The following is a 17,510-nucleotide window of genomic DNA, read 5'->3' as shown; positions in this document are numbered from 1 at the left end:
GAGGGGTTCCTCGGCGACGGCGTGCGAGGTCAGCGGCGCCACGTCGGGCAGCTGCAACGGATCGCTGGGCGCCGCCGGGCCGTCGACCAGGCCGAGGTCGGCGTGCCCGGTGGCGACGGCGGCCGGGATCTCGTCCCGGCCGAGCACCCGGACGCTCACGCCCGACACCGGGAGTGCCGCGAGCACGCGCGGGCCGAGCGCCGTCGGTGTGGTCGCGAGGGTCACCCCGCTCGGCGGGGCCGCGGCCATGCGGATCACATCGGCGCGGGCCGCGTCCAGGCGCAGCAGCAGCGGGGCCGCGTGCTCCAGCAGGCGTTCCCCGGCGGGGGTGGGGAGAACGGGCCGGCGCCCGAGCAGCGGGGCGCCGAGGTCCTGTTCGAGGGCGGCGATGTGCTGGGAGACCGCCGACTGCGTGTACCCCAACTCCCGTGCGGCGGCGGAGAACGAGGCGAGTCGCGCCACCGTGACATAGGTGCGCAGCAGATGCGGGTCCATGGCGCACAGCATCCCATGCCCATCAGCACTGCTTATCGAGCATGTATGAATCATCGTTGGACGTGAACATCAGTGGCCGCCGAGGATGGCTGCCATGACCGATATCGCAGTGCACACCGCCACCCTCGCCCTCGTCGGGGACCGCTCCCCCAACGTCGCTTCCCACACCCGGATTCCGCTTCTCCTCGACGCCCTCGCCCGGCGCGACCGTCTGGTCCTGGACGCCTACTGGATTCCCTCGGAGGACGCCGAGGCCCCGGACGCGGTACGCGGCTTCGACGCGGTGTGGGTGCTGCCGGGCAGCCCGTACCGCAGCGAGGCCGGTGTCCTCGCGGCCGTGCGGACGGCGCGCGAGGAGGGCATCCCGTTCCTCGGCACGTGCGGCGGTTTCCAGCACGCCCTGCTGGAGTTCGCCCGCAACGCGTGCGGGCTGACCGAGGTGGCGCACGCCGAGAACGACCCGGGCGCGAAGGACCCGCTCATCGAGCCGCTGGCCTGCTCCCTGGTCGGCCACGAGGCCCCGGTCGCCGTGGAGCCGGGCACGCTGGCCCACGCGGTGATCGGCGCCGACCGCACGGTCGAGCGCTATGTCTGCGCGTACGGCCCCTCGCGGCACCTCGACACGCTGCGCGCCCACGGCATGAGGTTCTCCGGGCACGACCTGGAAGGCCAGGTCCGGGTGGCCGAGCTGCCGGACCACCCGTTCTTCCTGGCGACCCTGTTCCAGCCGGAGCTGCACGGCGACGGCTCGCGTCCGCACCCGATCGTCCGGGCGCTGGGCCGGGCGGCCGTCGCGCACGCCTCCGCGGCGCGGCCGACGGCCTGAACCCGGCCCCCGCCGACCCGGCCCCGTCCCTCAACTCATCGCGTCACCCCACCAGTTGCACCCTGGCCGGGGCCTGTCCCGGGACGAAGGCCGGGACGCGGCTGCCCAGCCACTCGGCCTTGTAACGGTCCACCGAGCGGTGCCAGTTGAGGATGCCCGCCAGCCAGTTCTGGAGGTCGAGCACATAGAGCCCCATCTCCGCGCGGGCCTCCTCGGACAGCTGGAAGTCCTCGTAGAGCACGGGGAGTTCATGGGCGATCACATGCTCGAACTGCTCCATGCGCTGGGTCATCAGGTCATGGACGACGGCGAGCGCGGCCGGGTAGTCGACTCCGAAGAAGTTCTGCACGACAAGGATCGCGTTGTGGATCTCACCCTCGTACTCGATCTCCTTCTGGTACGAGAACACGTCGTTGAGCAGGCAGGCGTAGTCCATGGCCGCGTTCTCCAGCGAGCGCACCGGACCGCTGGCGTAGACCTCGGGCGGGATGGCGGGGCCCCGGCCCGCGCGGCACATGCTCAGGGTGAGGTCGGAACCGAAGGTGGCCCGGCGCATCTCCAGATAGTCGACCGGGTCCGGGACGCGGTTCTGGAGCTGGTTGGACAGCTCCCACACCCAGCTCTCGGTCATCACGTCCACCGCGGCCTTGAAAGTGACCCGCTGCTCGGCGGTCATCGGGGCCGTGGTGCGCTCCCACAGGTCGATCAGCGCGCGTTCCATCGCGTTGGCCGGGACGATCGTCGGCGGCCCGTCGAGGGACATGCACTGGGAGAGCCGCGCGGTGGTGACGCGGGCGGCGGCGAGGTCGCGGCGGTGGCCGAAGACGAGGGGGTAGTAGTCGTCGCCGTAGGTGCCCCAGGCGAGCCACTGGGCGCTGAGGTCGAGGCCCTCGGGGGTGGCGTCGGGGTCCAGTCCGGCGGAGCAGAGGGCGAGGTCGTACGCGGCGAGCTTGTCCTCGTCCCAGACGCCCTCGCCGAGGATGCCCATCCGGTGGCACCAGGCGACCAGGTTCCGGCGCGAGGCGTCGACGTGCGGGCTCAGCTCCAGCGGGAACGGCATGTGGAACTCGGGCAGCAGGGACGGGCCGACCTTCTGGAACGGCACATGGGCGTGCCGCCGCAGCCGCTCGGTCGCCGCCGAGGCCAGCAGGGCGCCCACGTCGGCGGCGGACACGCCCGGACCGCTGAGGATCTGCCAGGGGGAGGCCGAGCGTGCCCCCTTGTTCATGTAGCGGCTGGAGCGCAGATGCCACTCGTGGCCGCCGCTCTGCCAGTCCTGGAGTCCCTTGGTGTACGCGGCGACGGCGGCCACCTCGTCCGGCCGGAGCCCGTTCTCCAGGGCCACGGCGGGGACTTCGGTGAGCGCGGTGTGCTCGAACTGGTGCAGGCGTGAGGTCAGGACGTCGTTGACGGTGTCGGCGGCCTGCTGGGTGGTGCAGTCGAAGAACGTCTCCACGACCAGGACGCCGTTGCTGTTCTCGCCCTCGTCCTCGACCTCGCGCTGATAGGAGAAGAGGTCGTTGCGCAGGTGGACGGCGTCGGAGAAGGTCTCCATCAGGACGCGCAGCGGCCGGGTCTCCGCCACCGACGCGGGCACCTCGGCCGTCGCGTACTCCACGAGTCCGGCGGACCAGGGGGCGCCGCCGACCTTCCGGCGCATCTCGATGTACTCGACCGGGTTGGCGATCCGGCCCTCGTTGATGTTGGACAGCTCCCACAGCGACTCGTTGAGCAGATGCTCGGTGGCGACGGCGAAACGGCGGCGCCAGTCCACCGACATGGCCGGCACCGTGCGCGCCCACAGATCGGCGAGCCCCGCCTCGACCGGGTTCTCCGGCTCCGGCACCGGGGTTTCGAGGTCGAGCGGCATGAACAGCGGCAGCCGGTCCAGGTGCGCCTTGCCCGCGGCCCGGTCCTGGGTGCGTTTGTACATGTCCAGGAAGTGGTCGTCGAAGAAGAACACCCACACGTACCAGTCGGTGATCAGCGAGAGCGCGGGCCCGTCGCAGTCGGGGTGGGTGTAGGCGCACAGCAGGCCGTAGTCGTGCGCCTCCAGGTCGGCCTGGTCCCAGATCCCGGAGCCCTCCAGCATCCCCATCTCGCGCGCCCACGCGGTCGAGTGGGCGCGCGCCTCGTCGACATGGGGGTTGAGCCGCGCGGGATACGGCATGTAGAAGTTCGGGAGTTCGAACGGCTGCGTCATGACCGGGTCCTGCCCGGCTGCCGAACGGGTCATCCGCCGCACAGCGGACGATCACACCATCGCGTGAACCATCCCCGCAATCGGGAACTTCCGGAACGCGGCCCGCCGTTGGGGGAGACAGCCGACGGGCGCCCTCCGGCTCACTTCCGGGGGTTGACCTGGATCAGCGCATGGGTGCCGCTGGTGCGCCAGGACTGCCCCTCGGCCGCGGCCAGCGCGGCCTCGGTGGCGGCCGTCAGGCCGGTGATCACGTCGGACTTGAGGGTGCGCAGGGTGGCGACGGGGCCGGGGAAGTAGGCGGTCACGTCGTGGAACGGCGTGGTGGGTGGCCAGTAGCGGTCGCCCACCAGGCGGCGGTAGTTGAGGTCGCCCTTGAAGAGGGTCAGCCGGGCGCGGGCGAACTCGGCGCGCAGGTCGTCCGGCAGTTCGGAGTACGGCAGCGGGGAGGCGAGGAAGGGGTGGGTGCGCACGGTGAGGCGGCCGTCGGCCATGGCCGACCAGAGGATGTCGCCGTACTCGGCGGCGGCGCCGGACGCGGACCGCAGCCGGGTCAGCGCGTCCACCACGTCGGCGGTCGTGGCGTCGGAGACGTAGTAGGGCCAGGGCTTGACGTAGAGAACGGCGCGGGCGATCCGGTGCTCGGCGAGAAGGTGGGCGGTCAGCAGCAGGTCGGGGACGAGTTCGCGGCCCGCGTTGTCGGCGACCAGGCAGAGCGTGCCGGTGCCGTCGGGCGGGAGCAGCGACCAGAGGGCGTCGCTGTCGTCGGCGACCAGGCCCGGCGTGGCGTCGCGCGACTCGGCGCCCTCGGCGGACAGCTGGAAGCTGAGGTCGGCGCGGTTGCCCCAGAGCGAGCCGTGCAGCAGGGCGCGGCCGCGTTCCTCGGGCGACTTGCCCTGGAGCGCGTCGAGCGCGGCCAGTTCCTCGCGGGTCTCCGGGGAGCCGAGTTCGGCGTACTTGAAGGAGCGGAAGGGGTCGACGCCCTGCCAGGGGCCGGGGGCGAAGTGGCCGACGGCGTCGAGGAGCACGCGATAGAAGTAGCTCTCGGCCCACAGCCACGGCACCTCGAACCAGGACGTGCCCACATGGTCGGCGAGGCCCCAGGCGTGCCAGCGGGCGCGGTCGGCGGGGTCCGTGTGGGCGGGCAGGTCCTCGATGACGCCCTCGGTGCAGGAGCGGAGCAGGTCGTCCAGCGCCCGGTGCTGTGCGGGGCCGTAGGGGGAGGCGTCGCGCACCTGGCGGATGATCGCGGGCTGCCGCTCGGCCAGCGTGCTGTGCGGGAAGGAGCCGGGTTCGGCGCCGGTGATCACGGGGGCGGTGGGGGCGTCGGACATGCCGTCACCGTACCCCGCGGGTCAGGCGGCCCTGATCTCCCGCTCCAGCTGCGTGGCGAGGGCGAGATAACGGGGGCGGCGGTGCACCGGCACCAGGCCCCGGAGCATCAGGAACCACATCTCGGCGACCCTGCGCGGCAGGCGTGCGACCGGCTCTATGGAGCGCCCGGCGACCCGGGTGCCGACGAAGAAGCAGACGAGGGAGTGGGCGACGGTCCCGGCGTCCACGTCGGGGTGCAGGTCCGAGTCCTTGACGGCACCGGCGAACTTCCGGGTCGCGAACTCCAGCCACTCGGTGAACGGATGACGCAGGGGCGGCCGTACGGACACGTCGGCGGTGACGAGCCGGAGTCCGGCGCGGGGCACCGGGTCGTCCACGGCGAGGCGGGCGATGCCGAAGGTCGTGCGCATCAGGCATTCCAGGGAGGAGCGGCCCCGGCTCTCGGCGTCGGCCACCACCTGGCGTACGGCGGCGGCCTGGAGTTCCAGGATCGCGTGGGCGAGGTCCTCCTTGGCAGCGAAGTGGAAGTACAACGCGCCCTTGGTGACACCCGCGTACCCCACGATGTCACTCAGACTGGTGGATTCGTAGCCCTGCCGGTCGAAGAGATCGGCGGCGGCCGCGATGATCGTCGCCCGGGTCTGTTCAGCGCGCAACTGCCTCGCCATCGACCGACCCCTCTCCTGAACGAACGGGACACGCGGTTTGTTTTAACCCCGCGCATACGATAACTCACCGCGGGGGAACGGGAGTCCAGTAATGCACAATGGATTTCGGCCACTTCCGAAGAGCCGGGCTCCGCTTCCGCTCGACAGCGCGATACGTGGTGTTTCCGCACTCCTGCAAGGGAGTTGAGAAGCTCCGCTTGTGCCGTTCGGGAGGGATCGAGCCAAGTTCGGTCGCTCGCACGGCAGATGGGCATGGTGACGCTACGCGCGTGGAAAACAGCCCGTGCGGTCGGTCTGAACGTCATGGCCCTCTCCCCCGTACTGGTCGGGACAGCCCTGTTCCCGCGCCCGCCGAGGAGCGTCCCGGATGACCCCGTCGACCCGGACCATCGCCCGCCTGAGCGTCACGGCGGCCGCCGCGACGGCCCCGCTCCTGCTTCTGCCCTGGACGGCGACCCCCGCCCTGGCGCACGGCGCCCCCACCTCCCCGGCCAGCCGGGTCTACGCCTGCTCCCCCGACGGCGGCAGCGCGGGTACGGCCGCCTGCCGGGCGGCGATCTCGGCCAACGGCGGTGCGTCCTTCGCCGCGTGGGACAACCTGCGGGTGCCCGGCGTCAACGGCCGTGACCGGCAGGTGATTCCGGACGGCAAGCTGTGCAGCGGGAACCTGTCCGCCTACCGGGGCCTGGACCTGGCCCGCGCGGACTTCCCGGCCACCCGGCTGACGGCGGGCGCCCGGCTGACGATGACGTACACCTCCCCCATCGCGCACGCCGGTACGTTCAAGCTGTATCTGTCCAAGCCCGGTTACGACCCGTCGAAGCCGCTGAAGTGGTCCGACCTGCCCGCCACCCCCTTCGCCGAGGTCAAGGACCCGCCGCTGACGAACGGCGCGTACCACATCCGGGCGACCCTGCCGAGCGGTCGGACGGGCCGTCAGATGCTGTACACGATCTGGCAGACCAGCAGTACGCCGGACACCTATTACTCCTGCTCCGACGTCGTCTTCTCCGGATCGGGTACGGGCTCGGCATCGGGCGGCGCCTCAGGAGCGGGCGCGGGCGCGAAGGCGGAGAAGAAGGAACCCGCCAAGAAGCCGTCCGCCGCCCCCTCCCCCACGCACTCCGCGCACCACGAGCCGTCGGCGCCCCCCAGCGTGTCGGCGAGCGCGGCCGACGAGCCGCGCAAGGACGCCTCGTACGCGCCGGTCACCTCGGACGACAGCACGCCGGTGGCCGAGGCGACCCGCGCGGACGCGGGCCCCTCGGCTCCGTTGCTGGCCGCCGGTGCGGCGGGGGTGCTGCTGATCACCGCGGCGGTGGCGTTCCTGCCCCGGCTGCGGCGGCGCTGAACGACCGTACGCGCACGGCTCAGTTGACGGACACCGGAGCCCCGTTGTCGCTGACCGGCGCGTACTTGGCCGTGAAGTAGCCGTTCGCGAAGCACAGCGACGAGCCGGACACCTTCGTGAACTGCTGGCTGGTGAAGGCGATGCTGCTGTCGGCGTTGTCGGCCCTGCCGTTGAGACTCGGCGCCTGGTAGACGCAGGTGATGCTGCCGAGCAGGGTGCGCAGCTTGACCGTGGTCTGGATGGTGGACCCGGCGCCGGGCAGCACGGTCAGGGTGCCGTCCGAGGCGACCGAGGCGGTGTACGGCAGGTTGTCGACGGTGATGCCGCTGACGCCGAGCACGCCGGTGACGTTGCTGGAACAGCTGGAGCTGTTGAAACTGTGCCCGGTGACCGATTCGGTGGCCGTGCCCGGCGCGTCCGGGTTGGCGGTGACGCTCGCGGTGAACTGGGACGACGTGCAGACGACTCCGCTGGTGCCGGTGGCGCTGGAGTAGAGCGTGGCGGAGGTGCCGGAGGCCAGGGGCGCGCTGAGGGTGTCGCCGACCGCGACGGCGGTGCCGCCGGTGCCGCCCGTGGTCAGGACGGCGGTGCCGTCGGCCGAGGCGGGGACGGCCGCGGTGAGGGCGAGCGCGGTGGCGGCTGTGGCGAGGGCGAGGAGCGTGCGGGTGCGCATACGGGTGCCTCTCTTCGATGTGGGGGGAGTGCGGGGTGGGGTGGGGCGCTTGACGGTGCCGGGGTGCGATGCCGCGCGGCGGGTCCGGCGCCACGGACCCAGGGGGAAACCAGGGAGAGTTGTAGACCTGATGGTTCGTCAACGTCAATACGACACAAGGCAATTGGGGTAGACGGCGAGTGCACGGCGGGGCGCCCGTAACCCCGTGTCCATCAACTCCCGTGCGGTGCACGCGGTTTGCACACCCGTTTTTCACAACTCCCTTGACCCCTCAAAGTAACCGGCGGTAACTTCCTGGCAGGCTACCGCCGCGTAACACAGGAGCCCTCGCACCCGCCGGGAGTGCGGGGACGGCGTGCGCGGCAGCCGCCGTCCGCGCCAGGACACCGCGCCACCTGAAGCCCACCCCGCATTGATCCGTGCCCATGGGAGCAGACATGGCCTCGTCCCCGGACTTCGCGTCCGCCGACCACACCCCCGAGAACCCCGACGGCGGTTCCCCCGCGCCCTCCCCGGACCCGGCCGCCGCCGGGAGCGGGAGACGCGGGCGCGTCCGGCTGCGCCGGACCGCCGTGCTGGCGGTGCCCGCCACGCTGGTCGCCGCCGGACTCGCCGTCTTCACCGCCCAGGGAGCGCTGGGTGTGCAGTTCGCGATCTCCGGGATGCCGTTCACCGTCACGGCGACCCAGCTGGACGGCACCGGTTTCGAGCAGTTCGGCGGCCTGGACAACATGGCGGAGGGCAGCCCCAACGCGGGCGACACCGGCGGCCAGGTGCTGGTCGTCACCTCCGCGATCAAGCGCGCCAAGCTGACCAAGCTGTGCCAGAGCGTCGACCTCGGCGGCACCAACCTCCTCATCACGGCGGGCAACGGCAAGACCCGGGTGTCCGCGAAGGACCTCACCACCGACTCGACCCAGCTCTCGGGCGACGCGTCGTTCGACAACATCGAGATCGGCAACGACGCGAGCACGCTCACCAAGGCCAACGCCAAGGGCCCGATCGGCGTCTTCAGCCAGCAGGCCGACACGGTGCACATCGCCAACCTGCGGCAGACCAACTACGCCACCACGGCAGGTGTGTTCAAGCTGCCGGGGCTCAACCTGCGCTTCAGCGACTCGGGTTGCTGATGTCCGGGCGTCCGCACGGGTCCGGGCGAGCGGCCTTCCGCGCGTGGCGGGGACGCCGGCCGTTCTGGGGCGGGCTGCTGCTCACCCTGGGCGGGGCCGAGATCCTGCTCACCGAGAAGGCCTCGCTGAAGGTCGTCATGCACATCGGGATCCAGGGCGTGGCGGGCTATCTGCTGCCCACGCTGATGATGCTGCTCGGACTGCTCATCCTGTTCAACCCCGCGCAGCGGCTGTTCTACTCGCTGACCGGCATCCTGTTCTCGCTGGGCACCTGGATCACGTCCAACCTGGGCGGCTTCTTCATCGGCCTGCTCCTCGGCGCGACCGGCGCCTGTCTGACCTTCGGCTGGCTCCCCGACCAGGAGCCCCGCGTCTCCCGGCGACAGCGCCGCGAGCGGGCCAAGGTCCTGGCGGGCGATCCGGGACAGGGCGTGGAGAAGGCGGCCTGATCCCGCGGACCCCGGGGGTCCGAAATCCGACACCGACGCCGGAAGCTGCTCTCAGCTCCGGCGCCGATGCCGTACGACCCGGTCGGCGCCGATGCCGTACGAGCCACCCGGCGCCGCACGGGTCGTACGACCGGTCGAACCTCACGCCAGCCCCGTCCTTCGATCAGGTGACACGGGAACCCGGGCCGGGGCGCGGCACGTTCACCGTACGGTCGACGGCTCCGTCGCGCTCGCCTCGGTGGCCGTACCGGCCGGACCCGCGGCACCGGTGGCGACACCGGGCGTCGCGTGTTCCGTCTTCATCGCCTTCGCCTCGCTCTTGAGGATGCGCAGGGACTTGCCCAGCGCGCGGGCGGTGTCCGGCAGTTTCCGGGAGCCGAACAGCACGATGAATACGATCGCGACGACCAGCAGGTGCCAGGGTTCGAGTCCGTTGCGGAGCATGACCGCCCTCCCTCTCTCACGGGTGTTCACGTGCTTTTCTCACGTACTTACTGACTGGCCGGGGCTGCCTCGCCGCCGACCCGCTCAGCAATGATTGCTACATTGCGCAACTGTACAACCCAGGGTGAGACACAAGAGGGCGCCGATGAGTATCACCAGCAGCCGGGGTACGGCACCGTCGCGACGGCGCGGTGGTGACCGCGGTGGCCGCAGCGGTCCGGGCGACGGGGCGGAGTCCCCGCGCGCCACGGCCCGTGACCGGCGCCGCAAGCGTGGCCGCAGACTGCGCACGGTCCTCGTCGTGTGTCTGTCGCTGACGGTCCTGGTCGTGGCCGGGGCGGGCTGGGTGTATCTCAAGCTCGACGGCGACATCCGCACCTTCGACTCCGGCGGCCTCTCCGACAACCGGCCCGCCGCGGGCTCCTCCAAGGGGGAGAACGTCCTCGTCATCGGCTCGGACGCGCGCACCGACGGCAACGCGGCCCTGGGCGGCGGTGACAAGACCGCCATAGGGCGCTCCGACACCACTCTGCTGCTGCACATATACGCCGACCACAAGCACGCGCTCGCGGTGTCGATACCGCGCGACACCCTGGTCACCATCCCGCCCTGCAAGCTGCCGAACGGCAGCTGGACCCAGACCCAGCAGAACACCATGTTCAACGCGGCCTTCTCCGTCGGCGAGACCGACAAGGGCAACCCGGCCTGCACCCAGAACACGGTGGAGCAGCTGACCGGTCTGCGCGTGGACCACACGGTCGTCGTGGACTTCAAGGGCTTCGCCTCGCTCACCCAGGTCGTCGGCGGGGTCAAGGTCTGTCTGCCGAACGACGTGTACCAGAAGGACCTGAACCCCAACCGCGCCACCCGGGGCACGCTGCTCTTCCCCAAGGGCGAGCAGACGGTGGCGGGCAAGCAGGCTCTGGACTACGTACGACTGCGGCACGGCATCGGCGACGGCTCGGACATCGGCCGCATCAAGCGCCAGCAGGCGTTCATCGCGAGCCTGCTGAAGGAGGTCAAGAGCAAGGGCTTCACCCCGACCCGGCTGCTCCCGCTGGCGACGGCGGCCACCAAGTCGCTGACCGTGGACCCCGGCCTCGGCTCCGCCGACAAGCTGCTCTCCTTCGCGATGTCGATGAAGGGCATCGACCTGCACAACACCAAGTTCATCACCATCCCCTGGCGGTACACCGGTTCGCGCGTGTCGGTGGTGGAGCCGGACGCGAGCGAGCTGTGGGCCGCGCTGCGGGAGGACCGCACGATCGACGGCAAGGACGCCAGCGGCAAGGGCAAGCAGGGGAAGAAGACGGACGGCGCGAAGGCGTCCGCCTCCCCCGCCGCCTCGGCCGAACCGGTCTCGGGCGCGGGCATCAGCGTGGCCGTCTACAACGGCACCACCGTGACCGGACTCGGTGCCAAAGGCGCCCAGTTGCTCACCGCCGACGGCTTCTCCGTCACCGGCACGGCCACCGCGACCTCGCAGGACCACGCGACGACGGTCGTGCAGTACGGCCCCGGTCTGGAGAGCCAGGCGCGCACCGTCGCCAAGGTGTTCCCGGGCGCCACGCTCGAACAGATCGGCGCGGCCCGGATCAACGTGGTCCTCGGCCAGTCGTACGCCACCGCCGCCTCCGCCTCGGCGGCCCCGGCGAAGGTGCCGAGCACCGTGGCCGACGGGGCGCGCTCGGCGGACGAGAACCCCTGCGACAACCTGACCTACGGCTGAACCTCCGGCTGAGACGGGCCGCCCTCCGACCGGCGCCGGTCGTGGCGGCCCCGGGCCACGGCCAGCGCGAGGACGTACACCCCGAGGACGGCGGCGAGCAGCAGGTAGTGCACGGCCGGCAGGCCCGTCATGCGCAGGGCGGCGCCCAGCGGGGAGAGCGGGATCAGCAGTCCTGCGGCGGCCAGGGCGGCGGCCGACCAGCCGACGGGGCCGGGACGGCGGCGCCCGGCCACCCGGCGGCCGGTGCGCAGCAGGACCATCACCAGGGCCTGGGTGAGCAGGTTCTCGGTGAACCAGGCCGAGTGGAACAGCACCCGGTCGTCCAGGGCGGCGTCGCCGTGCGGGGCGAGCGCGAGCACGGCGAAGGTGGCGAGGTCCGCGACCGCGTTGAGCAGCCCGAACCCGGTGATGAAGCGCAGGAAGGCGGGCGGCCGCAGCCGGGTCGGCCGGCGCAGCACCGCGCGGTCGGGGCGGTCGTGGGCGAAGGCCAGCTGGGCCGCGTCGAAGCACAGGTTCTGGGCGAGCACCTGTGACGGGAGCATCGGCAGGAAGGGCAGGAGCAGTCCCGCGGCGAGCATGGCGAGGACGTTGCCGAGGTTGGAGGAGAGCGTGACGCGCAGGTAGGAGGCGATGTTGGCGCTGCTGTGCCGCCCCGCGACGACCGCGTGCCCGATCGCGGTGAGGTCCTTGCGGCCGAGCACCACGTCCGCGCTCTCCCGGGCCACGCCCACCGCGTCGCGCGGGGCGATGCCCACATCGGCGGCGTGCAGCGCGGGCACGTCGTTGACGCCGTCGCCGAGGAAGCCGACGGTGTGCCCGGCTTCGCGCAGTCCGCCGACGACGCGCGCCTTGTCCTCGGGGGTGCAGCGGGCGACGACCCGTACGCCCCCGGTCCCGCCCGCCGCCATCGCTGCGGAGGCCGTCCCCACCTCCCCCACGTCAAGCCCCAGATCGCGGCAGACCCGGGCGGCGGTGGCCGGGTGGTCGCCGGTGAGGACGTGCACGGTGACGCCGAGCGCGGTCAGTTCGCGCAGGGCCTCGGCGGCGCCGGGGGCGAGTTCGTCGCGGAAGCCGACCAGGCCCCGGAAGGTGAGCCCGCGCGCGTCGGCCGCGCGGTAGGGCCGTACGGCGGCCGGGCGCTCGGCGGTCGCGACGGCGAGCACCCGGAGTCCGGCCTCCGCCTGGCATGCGGCGAGCCCGAGCAGCCGCCGGTGTTCGTCCTCCGGCAGCGCGCAGCGGTCGAGTACGTCCTCCACCGCGCCCCTGGTGACCAGCACATGGCGCACGAGACCACTGCCCGCGACGACCGCCGTGGCCACACGGTGCGCCGGGTCGAAGGGCAGCGCGGCGACGCCGTCGTGCTCCTCGCCGACGGGTCCGGCGGCGTTCAGCAGTGCCTCGTCGAGGGCGTCGGGGGCGGGCGGGTCGGCCAGTTGGAGGGTCCACCAGGCGCCGACGGCGGCCCAGCGCAGCACCTCTGGGTCGGTCCGGCCGTCCGGTCCGAGCGCGGCGGCGACGACGGGCCGGTTCCGGGTGAGGGTGCCGGTCTTGTCCACGCACAGCACGTCGACGGCGCCGAGGTCGTGCAGCGCGGGCAGACGTCGTACGACCACCTGGTGGGTGCGGGCGAGCAGGGCGGCGGCCCGGGCCAGACAGGTGGTGACGATCACCGGGAGCATCTCGGGGGTGAGCCCGACGGCGACCGCGACGGCGAACGGCAGCGTGGCCACGCCCCGGCCGTGCAGCGCGGCGGCGGCCATGAGGACGAGGGGCGGGGTGAGCAGTACGAAGCGGACCAGCACCCAGGAGATGCCGTGCACGGACCGGTCGAAGGCGCTCGGCTCCCGCCGTACCGGGGCCCGCTGGGCGGCCGCGAACCGGGTGCGCGGCCCGGTCTCCACCACGACGGCGGTGGCACTGCCCGTGACCACTGCGCAGCCCTGGAAGCACAGTTGGGCGTCGGTGCCCGGCTCGGGCGGCTCGGCGGCGTGTTTGGGCACCGGCGCGGACTCGCCGGTCAGTACGTCCTCCCGCACGGTCAGTCCCCGCGCGCGCAGCAGCGTCAGGTCGGCGGGCACCAGGTCGCCGGGGCCGAGCCGTACGACGTCGCCGGGCACCAGGTCGGCGACCGGCACCTCCCGGGCGCGCGGTTCGGCCGCCCCCTCGGTACGGCGGAGCACGGTGGCCGTGCCCGTGACGAGCCCGCGCAGCGCGGCCAGGGCGCGGTCGGCGCGGCGTTCGCCGGTCACGCGCAGCGCGCAGCTCACGGCGACGAGGGCGAGGATGACTGCGGCGGTGCGCCAGGAGGCGACGCAGGCCGAGACCAGACCGAGGGTCAGCAGCAGGGCGGTGAAGGGGTCGCGCAGGGCGCGGACGCAGCGGCGCGGCCAGGAGGGTCCGGCGAGCGGCGCGGGGGTGTTCTCGCCGAGGGCGGCGAGCCGTGCGGCCGCCTCGGTGTCGGTCAGTCCGCGCGGGCCGGTCTCCAGGCGCCGCAGCAGCCCGAGTGCTGTGTCCGGCACGGGTTCACAGGCCGTGCAGTCGGCGTACGGGCGCGGCGGCCCCGTCCTGTTCCCGGGCGGTCAGGCCGACGAGGCGGTGGACGACGTCCACGAGGGCGGCCTGTTCGACGGTGTCCACGAAGTACACCTGGCGGCGGCCCTCGCGGCGGGAGCGGACGAGTCCGGCGAGCTTGAGCTTGGTGAGGTGCTGGCTGACGGCGGGCAGCGCGCCGCCGACCCGCTCGGCGAGCCCGGTGACGTCGCTCTCGCCCTGGGCTAGCGCCCACACGATGTGCAGCCTGGCCGGTGAGGCGAGCAGCCCGAAGGCGGCCGCCGCCTCCGCGAACACCTCCGGGGAGGGGTCCTGCCGGCCGGTGCCGGGCGCTGTCGCCACTGTGCTCGTCCTCCTCGGCGTGTCTCGGCCGTGTCCGTCGTGTCCGTCGTTTCCGGGGAGCCAGTGTAGGTCGCCGGAGCGGGTCTTTCGTGCCGCGCGGAACGGGCGGAACGCCCGGCGGGCGGTGTGCGCGCCGGGCGTTCCGGGTCGTTCGGGACGGTCCTCGGGCCGAGGCGTCGTCAGCTGGACGTGCCGTCAGTTCCGGGTGCCGTCAGTTCGGGGTGCCGTCAGTTCGGGGTGCCGTCAGCTCAGCCCCGCGGACTTCAGCCACGCCTGCGCCACGTCCAGCGGGTCCTTGTGCTGGTTCTGCACCTGGGTGTCCAGGTCGAGCAGCGTCGCCGTGTCCAGCTTGGCGGAGACGGCGTCGAGCGCGGCGGCCCCCTCCTTGGTGAGCGCGCCCTTGCGGACGAGCGGCTGGACGTTCTCGAAGCCGAAGAGGTTCTCGGGGTCCTGGAGGACGACGAACTTCTCCTTGGCGATGATCGGGTCGGTGCTGAAGATGTCCGCGACCTGCACGTCGTTCTTCTTGAGCGCCGTCTGGGTGAGCGGGCCGCCCGCGTCCAGCGCCTTGAAGGACTTGAACTCGAGGCCGTACACGTCCTTCAGCCCGACGAGTCCCTGGTGGCGGGTCTGGAACTCCGGGGAGGCGCCGATCACGAGGTCCTTCGCCGCGCCCTTGAGGTCGGCGATGGAGGACTGGTCGGTCAGCTTGAGCTTGTCCGCGGTGGCCGCGTTGACCGTGACCGAGTCCTTGTCCTCGGCCGCCGAGGGCTTGAGCAGGGTCAGCGCGGGGTCGAGCTTGGCCTCGATCGCCTTCGTCGTCTCCTCGGCCGTCTTCGGGGTGGCCTTGGGGTCGAGATAGGCGAGCAGGGCGCCGTTGTACTCGGGCAGGACGGAGATGTCGCCGCTCTTGAGGACGCGGTACGTGGTCTCGCGGCTGCCGATGTTGGGCTTGTAGGAGACCTTGATGCCCTTGGCCTTGAGAGCCTCGCCGTAGATGTCGGCGAGCAGGATGCTCTCGGCGAAGTTGTTGGAGCCGACCACGACGGTGCCCGCGGAGGGCTTGTCGCCGCCGGTCAGCGGGTTGTCGTCGGAGCCCTTGCCGGATGAGCCACAGCCCGCCAGCAGCGCCGTCGCCGCCACGAGCGCGGCCGCCGCCGCGGCTCGGTTTCTCCGGGTGGGCCCGCTGATGCGGTTGTCGGTAGTCACCCGTCGATCCAAGCCAGCGCGCTCCGGGCAGGTCAAGTGCGTCATGGTCACCAATTGGCTTCGATTAGTGGGGAGTTGTGCGGTTCGGTGCTGGATTCCCGGCATGGTCAGCCGCTCCTTCGTACGCCGGGCGAGACCACCAGGCGGGAGAGGGCCCAGAAGAGGACGAGGGTGGCGAGGGCCATTCCGGCGACCAGGGTGGCGCCGCCGACGACCTTCTCGTAGTCCTTCTGGTAGAGCCCGTCGATGATGTACCGGCCCAGGCCGCCGAAGCTGACGTAGGCCGCGATGGTGGCGGTGGAGACGATCTGGACGGCGGCCGTGCGCAGTCCGCCGAGGATCACCGGGAGCGCGACCGGGAGTTCCACCTGGAACAGGATGCGCGTCTCGGTCAGCCCCATGCCGCGCGCGGCGTCCACCGGGGAGGGGTCCACGGAGCGGATCGCCTCGTAGGCGGTGACCAGGATCGGCGGTACGGCGAGGATGACCAGCGGGATCATCACGGGCAGCACGCCGAAGCCGAGCCAGAAGAACATGAGCACGAGCAGACCGAAGCTGGGCAGTGCCCGCGCGGCGGTGGCGACCAGGGCGATGGCGTTGCCGCCGCGTCCCCGGTGCCCGGTGATCAGACCGACGGGCAGCCCGATCAGGGCGGCGACGGCGAGCGCTTCGAGCGAGTAGCCGATGTGCTCCAGGACCCGGGTGGGAATGCCGTCGTAGCCGTGCCAGTGGGCGTTGTCCTCGAAGAAGGCGCGGGCGAAATCGAGTACGTTCACCGGGCGGCGCCCTTCTTCGGCATCCAGGGGGTCAGCAGCGTGCGCAGCGCGACGAGGGCCGCGTCGACGAGGATCGCCAACGCCGCTGTGGTGATGACGGAGTTCACGGCGAGGGCGGGCCGGTGGTAGATGTTCGCGTCGTTGAGCATGTTGCCGAGCGCGCCCTGGTTGCCGATGAGCATGCCGACGCTGACCAGCGAGATGCTGGAGACGCAGGCGATCCGGAGACCGGCCATGATCGCGGGTACGGCGATGGGCAACTGCACCTGGAGATACCGCCGCACGGGCCCGAGCCCCATCGCCTCGGCGGCGGCCAGGGTCTCCGGGGGCACCGAGCGGACGCCGTCCACGATGGCCGGGACGAGCACCACGAGGCTGTAGACGGCGAGCGGGATCATCACCGTGGTCTCGCTCTGGCCGGTGTAGTCGATGAGGACGACGAAGAAGGCGAGCGAGGGTATCGCGTACAGGACCGTGGTGACGCCGAGCACCGGTGGGTACAACCAGCGGAATCTGACGCAGAGTTGGGAGACGGGCAGCGAGGCGAGCAGTCCGGCGAGCACCGGCAGCAGGGCCTCGCGCAGATGCAGTCCGATGAGTCCGGCGTAGCTGTGCTGGAGGTCGCTGGGGAGGTCGAAGAAGCCGTTCATCCCGCGGCCTTCGCGTCCGTGCGGTGCTCGTCCGTGCGGTGCTCGTCGTGTGCGGCGCGGATGGCCTCGCCGACGGCCTGCTGGGAGACCACGCCGACGGCACGCCCGTCACCGTCCACGGCCACCGCCCAGCCGGTCGGGGAGAGCACGGCGCCGTCGAGCGCGGTGCGCAGCGAGTCGATGCCGGGCCGGAACGGCCGCCCATACGAAAGCAGTTGGCCCTTGTCGACGCTCCCGGCGACGAGCCGCTCCGGCTCGGCCCAGCCGAGGGGGCGGCCGTCGGCGTCGGTCACGAGGAGGTAGGGCGCGGTGGCGGCTCCGGAGATCCGCTCGGCGTCCGCGTCGATGGGCACGACGGGCGAGGTCTCCAGCTCCAGTTCCCCGGAGGCGAAGAAGGAGAGCCTGCGGATGCCCCGGTCGGCGCCGAGGAAGTCCTCGACGAACGGGTCGGCGGGCTCGCTCAACAGCTCTGCGGGCGGCGCGAATTGGGCGAGGTGGCCGCCGGTGCGCAGTACGGCGACCATCGTGCCGAGCTTCACGGCCTCGTCGATGTCATGGGTGACGAAGACGATCGTCTTGCCCAACTCATCCTGGATGCGCAACAGTTCTTCCTGGAGTCCCTTGCGCACCACCGGGTCGACGGCGGAGAAGGGCTCGTCCATGAGCAGCACCGGCGGATCGGC

At 71.9% G+C, this 17,510-nt stretch carries 17 protein-coding genes; 5 read left to right on the top strand and 12 right to left on the bottom strand.

Features of this window, described 5'->3' with window-relative positions:
* Window positions 1-495, bottom strand: a 495-nt coding sequence (locus GTW40_RS13175) for a LysR family transcriptional regulator (protein ID WP_202485809.1), incomplete at its 3' end; no start/stop codon positions are given.
* A 94-nt stretch (window positions 496-589) separates the two neighbouring features.
* On the opposite strand from GTW40_RS13175, the gene GTW40_RS13170 reads away from it, so the two are divergent.
* On the top strand, window positions 590-1,321 hold the full coding sequence (locus GTW40_RS13170; protein ID WP_161180361.1) for a hypothetical protein: 732 nt from the start codon (window positions 590-592) through the stop codon (window positions 1,319-1,321).
* Window positions 1,322-1,364: 43 nt separating this feature from the next.
* On the opposite strand, the gene cyc2 is transcribed toward GTW40_RS13170, so the two are convergent.
* From cyc2 to GTW40_RS13155, 3 genes are all read right to left on the bottom strand, one after another.
* Window positions 1,365-3,524, bottom strand: coding sequence for a germacradienol/geosmin synthase Cyc2 (gene cyc2 / locus GTW40_RS13165; protein ID WP_161180360.1), 2,160 nt, complete (start codon window positions 3,522-3,524; stop codon window positions 1,365-1,367).
* Window positions 3,525-3,664: 140 nt separating this feature from the next.
* On the bottom strand, window positions 3,665-4,855 hold the full coding sequence (locus tag GTW40_RS13160) for a damage-control phosphatase ARMT1 family protein (protein ID WP_161180359.1): 1,191 nt from the start codon (window positions 4,853-4,855) through the stop codon (window positions 3,665-3,667).
* Between the two features lie 21 nt (window positions 4,856-4,876).
* The gene (locus tag GTW40_RS13155; RefSeq protein ID WP_161180358.1) at window positions 4,877-5,524 is read right to left on the bottom strand and encodes a ScbR family autoregulator-binding transcription factor; all 648 of its coding nucleotides are present in this window, start codon (window positions 5,522-5,524) and stop codon (window positions 4,877-4,879) included.
* Window positions 5,525-5,891: 367 nt separating this feature from the next.
* Here GTW40_RS13155 and GTW40_RS13150 point away from each other — a divergent pair, with 367 nt between their 5' ends.
* A complete protein-coding gene (locus GTW40_RS13150; RefSeq protein WP_161180357.1) occupies window positions 5,892-6,875 on the top strand; it encodes a lytic polysaccharide monooxygenase in 984 nt (327 codons plus the stop codon).
* A gap of 19 nt (window positions 6,876-6,894) precedes the next feature.
* Here GTW40_RS13150 and GTW40_RS13145 read toward each other — a convergent pair whose 3' ends face one another.
* On the bottom strand, window positions 6,895-7,548 hold the full coding sequence (locus GTW40_RS13145; protein WP_161180356.1) for a Tat pathway signal sequence domain protein: 654 nt from the start codon (window positions 7,546-7,548) through the stop codon (window positions 6,895-6,897).
* 437 nt (window positions 7,549-7,985) lie between these two features.
* On the opposite strand from GTW40_RS13145, the gene GTW40_RS13140 reads away from it, so the two are divergent.
* Together GTW40_RS13140 and GTW40_RS13135 are read left to right on the top strand one after the other, a co-directional pair.
* Entirely contained in the window at window positions 7,986-8,678 is a 693-nt protein-coding gene (locus tag GTW40_RS13140) for a DUF6230 family protein (RefSeq protein ID WP_161180355.1), read from the top strand.
* Complete coding sequence (locus tag GTW40_RS13135; protein WP_161180354.1) at window positions 8,678-9,127, top strand: DUF6114 domain-containing protein; 450 nt, start codon at window positions 8,678-8,680, stop codon at window positions 9,125-9,127. The genes GTW40_RS13140 and GTW40_RS13135 overlap by 1 nt, the downstream gene beginning before the upstream one ends.
* 201 nt (window positions 9,128-9,328) lie before the next feature.
* Here the strand turns inward: GTW40_RS13135 and tatA are convergent, their stop codons facing one another.
* Window positions 9,329-9,571, bottom strand: a complete 243-nt coding sequence (gene tatA / locus GTW40_RS13130) for a Sec-independent protein translocase subunit TatA (RefSeq protein ID WP_161180353.1) — start codon at window positions 9,569-9,571, stop codon at window positions 9,329-9,331.
* Window positions 9,572-9,716: 145 nt separating this feature from the next.
* Here tatA and GTW40_RS13125 point away from each other — a divergent pair, with 145 nt between their 5' ends.
* Window positions 9,717-11,300 (top strand): LCP family protein, encoded by a 1,584-nt coding sequence (locus GTW40_RS13125; protein ID WP_161180352.1) that lies wholly within the window; start codon window positions 9,717-9,719, stop codon window positions 11,298-11,300.
* Here the strand turns inward: GTW40_RS13125 and GTW40_RS13120 are convergent.
* The 6 genes from GTW40_RS13120 to GTW40_RS13095 form a co-directional block, all read right to left on the bottom strand.
* Complete coding sequence (locus tag GTW40_RS13120; protein WP_161180351.1) at window positions 11,291-13,819, bottom strand: HAD-IC family P-type ATPase; 2,529 nt, start codon at window positions 13,817-13,819, stop codon at window positions 11,291-11,293. The two genes, GTW40_RS13125 and GTW40_RS13120, sit on opposite strands and share 10 nt — an antisense overlap.
* Before the next feature lie 4 nt (window positions 13,820-13,823).
* A complete protein-coding gene (locus tag GTW40_RS13115; protein WP_161180350.1) occupies window positions 13,824-14,192 on the bottom strand; it encodes a metalloregulator ArsR/SmtB family transcription factor in 369 nt (122 codons plus the stop codon).
* Between the two features lie 243 nt (window positions 14,193-14,435).
* A complete protein-coding gene (locus GTW40_RS13110) occupies window positions 14,436-15,401 on the bottom strand; it encodes an ABC transporter substrate-binding protein (RefSeq protein WP_161180349.1) in 966 nt (321 codons plus the stop codon).
* 107 nt (window positions 15,402-15,508) lie between these two features.
* On the bottom strand, window positions 15,509-16,177 hold the full coding sequence (locus tag GTW40_RS13105) for an ABC transporter permease (protein WP_161180348.1): 669 nt from the start codon (window positions 16,175-16,177) through the stop codon (window positions 15,509-15,511).
* On the bottom strand, window positions 16,174-16,827 hold the full coding sequence (locus tag GTW40_RS13100; RefSeq protein ID WP_161180347.1) for an ABC transporter permease subunit: 654 nt from the start codon (window positions 16,825-16,827) through the stop codon (window positions 16,174-16,176). The genes GTW40_RS13105 and GTW40_RS13100 overlap by 4 nt, the downstream gene beginning before the upstream one ends.
* On the bottom strand, window positions 16,824-17,510 hold a 687-nt coding region (locus tag GTW40_RS13095; protein WP_161180346.1), incomplete at its 5' end, for an ABC transporter ATP-binding protein. The genes GTW40_RS13100 and GTW40_RS13095, both read right to left, overlap by 4 nt.

The organism is Streptomyces sp. SID4985 (genome assembly GCF_009863025.1).
GTDB lineage: Bacteria > Actinomycetota > Actinomycetes > Streptomycetales > Streptomycetaceae > Streptomyces.
Note: the sequence above shows the minus strand (reverse complement) of the source record. Positions and strands in the feature narration are given on the sequence as shown.